Annotated in this window: 6 protein-coding genes; all 6 read left to right on the top strand. The window is 68.3% G+C overall.

All coding sequences use genetic code 11. The features are described from left to right. Nucleotides 1-367 precede the first annotated feature (367 nt). The 6 genes from AWB78_RS35870 to AWB78_RS35845 are packed head-to-tail and all read left to right on the top strand — an operon-like array spanning nucleotide 368 to nucleotide 6,358. Nucleotides 368-1,411, top strand: coding sequence for a beta-ribofuranosylaminobenzene 5'-phosphate synthase family protein (locus AWB78_RS35870; protein ID WP_062611464.1), 1,044 nt, complete (start codon nucleotides 368-370; stop codon nucleotides 1,409-1,411). Nucleotides 1,412-1,470: 59 nt separating this feature from the next. After that, nucleotides 1,471-2,400 carry an NAD(P)-dependent methylenetetrahydromethanopterin dehydrogenase gene (locus AWB78_RS35865; RefSeq protein ID WP_062611463.1) on the top strand — a complete coding sequence of 310 codons (930 nt, stop codon included), beginning with the start codon at nucleotides 1,471-1,473 and terminating at the stop codon, nucleotides 2,398-2,400. Beyond that, a complete protein-coding gene (locus AWB78_RS35860) occupies nucleotides 2,397-3,572 on the top strand; it encodes an ATP-grasp domain-containing protein (protein ID WP_062611462.1) in 1,176 nt (391 codons plus the stop codon). The genes AWB78_RS35865 and AWB78_RS35860 overlap by 4 nt, the downstream gene beginning before the upstream one ends. Then, nucleotides 3,569-4,573, top strand: a complete 1,005-nt coding sequence (gene mch, locus AWB78_RS35855; protein WP_062611461.1) for a methenyltetrahydromethanopterin cyclohydrolase — start codon at nucleotides 3,569-3,571, stop codon at nucleotides 4,571-4,573. The genes AWB78_RS35860 and mch overlap by 4 nt, the downstream gene beginning before the upstream one ends. Next, nucleotides 4,570-5,499, top strand: coding sequence for an ATP-grasp domain-containing protein (locus AWB78_RS35850; RefSeq protein WP_096031898.1), 930 nt, complete (start codon nucleotides 4,570-4,572; stop codon nucleotides 5,497-5,499). The genes mch and AWB78_RS35850 overlap by 4 nt, the downstream gene beginning before the upstream one ends. After that, entirely contained in the window at nucleotides 5,486-6,358 is an 873-nt protein-coding gene (locus tag AWB78_RS35845; RefSeq protein ID WP_062611459.1) for a triphosphoribosyl-dephospho-CoA synthase, read from the top strand. The genes AWB78_RS35850 and AWB78_RS35845 overlap by 14 nt, the downstream gene beginning before the upstream one ends. Nucleotides 6,359-6,451: the final 93 nt, after the last annotated feature.

The following is a 6,451-nucleotide window of genomic DNA, read 5'->3' as shown; positions in this document are numbered from 1 at the left end:
GCTGTGCCGGAGCTATCTGGTGCTGAACCAGCGCCCTCAAGGTTCTAGCTTGTCAGACCGTGCGCGATCCAAGCCCGATTAGGCCTATGAGGGCACTCGCTACTGCTGGACCACTTGCGAAGTTCTGTGCCGCGGCCGGCATGAAGTGCTTAGGCTGGGGATAGCTGTTTCTTTGGTTACTTTCTTTGCAGCAGCAAAGAAAGTGACTGCCGCCCCGCATAGGGGCAACGCTAATAGACCACTAAGAAAACGGGAAGTCCATAGAAGCGCAAGCCGACCACCGAACCCACCCCACCCCCTCCTGGTACAGGATTTGCCTAACCCCAAGGCCCTAAAAAAATCCGCCCAAACAGGAAGTCAAATCCCGATGCCGACCACCCCTGGACGCATATCGCCGCCCTCGGCGATCACAGTCGAATCGCCTGCGCGCCTGCATCTTGGCTTCATCGATCCGAACGGCTCGCTGGGCCGCGTATTCGGCAGCGTGGGCCTCGCCATCGACACACATGGCACACGCGTCACAGCGCGGCAAGCACACGCGGCAACCCGAAAAGCGATCATCGAAGGCGCAGCAATCGAACCCCAGCGCGAACGCATAGAACAGCACATCAGGCAACTGGAAGCCGCGCTAGGCAAGGGCCCGACGATCGACATCGAGGTCCACGAAACGCCACGCGCCCACACGGGCCTGGGCTCCGGCACGCAGCTCGCGCTAGCGCTCGGCACCGCATTCGCCCGCGTGCGCGGCCACGAGGCGAGCACCGCCGATATCGCCGCGATCCTCGCGCGCGGCGCGCGTTCCGGCATCGGCATACACGGCTTCGATCACGGCGGCCTGATCGTCGACGGCGGCCGCGATGCGCGCAACGCGTCGAGGACAACGCTCCCACCGCTCATCGCGCGCCAGCCGTTCCCCGAAGCGTGGCGCATCCTCCTCATCGACGACACCTCGCGCGAAGGCCTGCACGGCGACGAAGAAAAGCGCGGCCTCGCATCGCTCGCGCCCTTCCCCGCGACGCTCGCCGCGCATCTCAGCCATCTCGTGCTGCTGCGCATCCTGCCCGCCGTCGCGGAAAGCGACTTCGACACCTTCGCCGACGCCATCTGCGACCTGCAGCAAACCATCGGCGAATACTTCGCGCCCGTGCAAGGCGGCGTCTTCGCGAGTCCCGCCGTCGCGCGCGCACTCGAAGCCGTCGCGGCCGAGCAGAAAGCGGGCATCGGTCAGACCTCGTGGGGGCCGGTCGGCTTCGCGTTCGTCGCGAGCGCGCAGGACGCCGAACGCGCGCTCGCCGCCGCGCAACGCGCCACGCAAGGCGCGCCGCTCGCGTTCACGATCGCCGCCGGACGCAATCGCGGCGCGACATGGCGCGCGGCAGGCCGGCGCCATCACGGCGCAAATGCCGCGTAAAACGCGAGACGCACGGAACAGATTCAATCGACATCCACACGACAGACGAGTCCATCGCCATGCCCGAAGCCACCGAAAGACCCTACGTCCTGCACATGTTCACCAGCACGCCGCAAATGAGCCCGTTCGATGTGAACATGGCCGCCGACGCGGGCTATCAGATCGTCGTGCCCTACTGCAACGTCGACGAAGACAGCGTCGTCCAGCTCACGCAGGACGCGATCTTCTCGCGCGGGCCGAAGGGCGTGTCGCGCACCGGCATCTTCATCGGCGGGCGCGATGTGATGCTCGCCGCCGACATGCTCGAACGCGCCCGCAACGCGATGGTCCCGCCCTTCGAAGTCTCCGTCTTCACCGATCCGAGCGGCGCGTACACGACGGCCGCCGCGCTCGTCGCGCTCGCGGAAAAGCATCTGCGCACCGCGCATTCCGTCGATCTCGGCGGCAAGCGCGTGCTGATTCTCGGCGGCACCGGCGCGGTCGGCCGCGTCGCGGCGGCGATGGCCGCTTCGCTCGGCGCGGATGTCGCCGTCGCGAGCCATTCGAGCCAGTCGCGCGCGACACAGGTGAGCGACGAGATCAATCGCCGCTTCGACATCGCGACCTCGGGCGTCGCGACCGGCACGCCGGATCACTTGCAGCGCGAGCTCGCGCGCGCGGAAGTGGTGTTCGCGACGGCAGTAGCGGGGGTTCAGGTGATGACCTCCGCCGATCTCGCGCACGCGAAGAACCTCCTGATCGCCGCCGATGTGAACGCCGTGCCGCCCGAAGGCATCGCGGGCGTCAACGTGATGGACGACGGCAAGCCGCTCCCGGGCGCGGCGCGCGCGGATGCGGTCGGCATCGGCGCGCTCGCGATCGGCAACGTGAAGTATCAGGCCGAGCATCGGCTCTTCCTGCGCATGCGCACCGGCGGCAAGCCGGTTTATCTCGGCTTTCCCGAAGCATTCGACGAAGCCCGCGCGATCGTCGCGGGACAGAGTTCATGATTTCGGTCGATGCCTCTCGTGCGCCGCGCGTCGCCGTCGCGGGACTGTCGGCGCGGCTGCTCGCGCAGTCGGCGGCGCGCGCGGGGCTGAATGTCGTCGCGCTCGATATCTTCGGCGATCGCGATACGCGCGAGCACGCGGGCATGTGGTTCGATATCGGCGGCAATGGCCTGTCGATCGACAGAACGCGTCTCTACGATGCGCTCGAATGTGCCGCACGGCTGCCGCGCATGCTCGGCCTCATCGTGACGAGCGGACTGGAGCCGCTCGCGGCCGAGCTGTCGCGCGCGCCGCGCGTGCCGCGTTTCATCGGCAACGGCGCGCAGGCGGCGGCGGTGCGCGATCCGCGGCGCTTCTTCGCGCTGCTCGACGAAGCGCATATCGCGCATCCGGAAGTGCGCTTCGCGCCGCCCGCCGATCGCGACGGCTGGCTCGTCAAGCGCTCCGACGGCTGCGGCGGCACGCATATCGAACGGGCCGACGACATCGAGCGCGTGCCTGCGGGCGCGTATTTTCAGCGGCTCGCGAAAGGCCGCTCGATGTCCGCGCTGTTCCTCGCCGCGCATCGCGAAGCGGCGGTGATCGGCTTCGCGGAGCAGTTGACGGTCGAAGCGGGACGGCTGCCCTTCGTGCACGCGGGCTCGCTCGGGCCGGTGCAATTGCCCGCGCACATCGCGGCGCGCATCGTGGAGGCCATCGACGCAATCGTCTGGCGCACGGATCTGACGGGCCTGAACAGCATCGACTTTCTGCTCGACGGCGACGCCTTCGACGTGCTCGAAATCAACACGCGCCCGTCCTCGACGATGGCGCTCTACGAAGCCGCATGGCCCGACGCCTGGCCGCGCGGGTTGATCGGCGCGCATCTCGACGCGTGCCTCGACGGCGATCTGCCGCACACGCTCGACACGCTCGCGCGAACGCCGCCGCTTTACGCGGGACAGCGCGTCGTGTTCGCGCATGAAGGCTTCACCGCGTCGCAGGCCTTCAGCGACGCATGCTTCGGCGACCCCGTGTGCCACGACATCCCGCTGCCGGGCGCGCGCATCGAAGCGGGCCAGCCCGTCTGCACGACGACCGTGTCCGCGCCCGCGTTCTCCGGCTTGCGCGATGCGCTGGATCGCGAGCACGCGCGCCTTCTGCAACGCATCGACACCTTATCCAGACCATGACTTCAACTTTTCAGGCGGACGCCGCGATGAGCGTCAATGGATCGAGCGCGCGCCTCGTCGCACGTCTCATCGACGATGCCGCGCGCCTTCATGTCGACATCACGCGCACGGACGGCGGCACCGTCATCGTCGATGCGGGCGTGAATGCCAAAGGCAGCGCCGACGCGGGCATCCTGATCGCGCGCATCTGCATGGGCGGGCTCGGGCATGTCGCGCGCCGCGTCGCGTTCGATGGCGCGCCGCTCTGGCCGGGCTTCATCGAAGTGCATACGAGCAATCCGGTGCTCGCGTGTCTCGCGAGCCAGTACGCGGGCTGGAGCCTTTCGGCGACCAAGGAGCAGACCGGCGGCAAGAAGTTCTTCTCGCTCGGCTCCGGCCCGGCGCGCGCGCTCGCGTGCAAGGAGCTGCTTTTCGACGAGCTCGGCTATCGCGACCGGCACGATCGCGGCGCGCTCGTGCTGGAAGTGGATCGTCTGCCGCCGCAGGTCGTCATCGACAAGGTGCTCAACGATTGCGGCCTCGAACCGGCGAACCTCGTGATCGCCGTGACGCCGACACACTCTGTGGCGGGCACGGTGCAGGTCGTTGCGCGCGTCGTGGAAGTTGCGCTGCACAAGACGCATGTGCTCGGTGTCGATCTGGGCGAAGTCGTCGAAGGCAGCGGCAGCGCGCCCTTGCCGCCGCCCTCGCCCGACGGCATCCAGGCGATGGGCCGCACCAACGACGCGATTCTCTACGGCGGCCGCGTGCATCTGACCGTGAAGAGCGATGCGGCCGCGAAGCGCCTCGCGGCCGAACTGCCGTCATCGAATGCGCGCGATTACGGGCGTCCGTTCGCGGACATCTTCACGTCGTTCAACTACGACTTCTATCAGATCGACCCGGCGCTTTTCGCGCCCGCCGAAGTGTGGGTGTCGAGTCTCGAAAGCGGCGCGACGTATCACGGCGGCAAGGTCGATAAACCCCTGCTCGATGCGCAATGGCTCGGAGATACGGCATGACTCTGCGCGTGGCCATCATGACCGATGAAACCGGCTGGCACACGAGCCGCCTCAGGAAAGCGTTCCGCGCGCGCGGCGTGGAGGCGCGTTGCGTCGATCTCGCCGATTGCCGCATCGACACGACATGGAAGCCGCACGGACTCGCGATACCCGGCTTTGGCCACACGCTGCCCGACGCGGTGTTCGTGCGCGGCATCGCGGGCGGCACCTTCGAGCAGGTCACGTTGCGGCTCGGCGTGCTGCATGCGCTGCGCGAAAGCGGCGTGCCGGTCTATAACGATGCGCGCGCGATCGAGCGCAGCGTCGACAAGTCGATGACGAGCTTTCTCCTCAACCGCTACGGCGTGCCGACGCCCGCGACATGGGCGGGCGAATCGGCGGCTTTTGCGCAGCGCGTGCTGATGCGCGAGGCGGCTGCGGGACGCGAAGTCGTGATGAAGCCGCTCTTCGGCTCGCAGGGCAAGGGCCTGCAGAAACCCGGCGTGAGTCTGCCGTCGCTCGAGCCCTTCAGTCAGGTCGCGTATCTGCAGCGTTACGTCGATGCGGGCGAGCCCGGCTTCGACTGGCGCGTGCTCGTGATCGGCGGAGAGGCCGTTGCGGCGATGAAGCGCGTCGGCGGCGAGGACTGGATTCACAACTTCGCGCGCGGCGCGCGTTGCGAGCGCGCCGAACTGACGCCCGCGCTCGCGGAGATCGCCGTGCGCGCGACCGAGGCGCTCGGGCTCGATTACGCGGGCGTCGATCTGATTCCGTCGGACGGCGGGCGGCCGGTCGTGCTCGAAGTGAATGGCGTCGCGGCTTGGCGCGGCCTGCAATCGGTGACGTCGCGCGATATCGCGACGCTGCTGGTCGACGATCTGCTCGATCGCAAGCTGCCCGCTTCGAAGGGCGGGCTCGCGCTCGCCAGCGGCGATGGCCAACGCTAGCGCGCCGCTCGCCGGGCGCGCGCGCACCGCGTTCCTGCGCGCGTGCAGGCTCGATGTCGAGACGAGGAAGCCCGGCAACGTGAGCGTCGCGAGCGCGGGGCACAACATGACGTCGGCGCAGTTCATCGCGAGCGCGGGCACGGCGGCGTCGGGCCTGTTCACGCCGGGCGCACGCGTGGGCGCGCGCATTCTCGATGCCGTGCGCCGCACCTTCGATGCCGTCGGCTGCAACACGAACCTAGGCATCGTGCTGCTCGCGGCGCCCTTGTGCGCGGCGCTCGAACGCTTCGGAGCGGACGAATCGATCGATGCATCGCGCTGGCATGCGTCGACCGTGCGCGTGCTCGCGGACCTCGATATCGACGATGCGCGCCTCGCCTATCGCGCGATCGCGCTCGCCAATCCGGGCGGCCTCGGCGACGCGCCCGAGCAGCCCGTCCACGCGCCGCCGACCGTGACCTTGCGCGCGGCGATGATGCTCGCGGCGGATCGCGACAGCATCGCGCGCCAGTACGAGAACGGTTTCGCCGATATCTTCGGCGCGGGCCTCGACGCGGCGGGCACGACGACGCCGGCGACGGAGCATCGCGCGATGCTCGACGCGTTCCTGGCCTTTCTCGCGACGTGGCCCGACTCGCACATTGTGCGCAAGCAGGGCGCGGCGGTGGCGCAAAGTGTCACGCGCGATGCCGCCTGGCATCGCGCGAACTGGCGCGCGGCGGGACGTGCCGCGCAGTCGCCCGAGCTCGATGCGTGGGACGCCGGACTGAAGGCGCGCGGCATCAATCCCGGCACGAGCGCGGACCTCGCGGTGGCGACGCTGTTCGTCGCGCTGATGACGTCCCCGATGAATGCATGAAGCCTGCCCGCGCGGACCGAAAATTGGCACGGAACATGTTAGGAAGTTCGCGGTTGAGCGGTCACATCGGAAACCGGTGCAACCGCGAGCCTT

This window comes from Caballeronia calidae (assembly GCF_900044055.2).
Taxonomy (GTDB): Bacteria; Pseudomonadota; Gammaproteobacteria; order Burkholderiales; family Burkholderiaceae; genus Caballeronia; species Caballeronia calidae.
This window is presented reverse-complemented; position numbering and strand designations above follow the sequence as displayed.

Excerpts from the sequence above, each read along its gene's own strand:
- AWB78_RS35870 (WP_062611464.1), top strand. The coding sequence starts at position 368 with ATGCCGACCACCCCTGGACGCATATCGCCGCCCTCGGCGATCACAGTC.
- AWB78_RS35865 (WP_062611463.1), top strand. The coding sequence starts at position 1,471 with ATGCCCGAAGCCACCGAAAGACCCTACGTCCTGCACATGTTCACCAGC.
- AWB78_RS35860 (WP_062611462.1), top strand. The coding sequence starts at position 2,397 with ATGATTTCGGTCGATGCCTCTCGTGCGCCGCGCGTCGCCGTCGCGGGA.
- mch (WP_062611461.1), top strand. The coding sequence starts at position 3,569 with ATGACTTCAACTTTTCAGGCGGACGCCGCGATGAGCGTCAATGGATCG.
- AWB78_RS35850 (WP_096031898.1), top strand. The coding sequence starts at position 4,570 with ATGACTCTGCGCGTGGCCATCATGACCGATGAAACCGGCTGGCACACG.
- AWB78_RS35845 (WP_062611459.1), top strand. The coding sequence starts at position 5,486 with ATGGCCAACGCTAGCGCGCCGCTCGCCGGGCGCGCGCGCACCGCGTTC.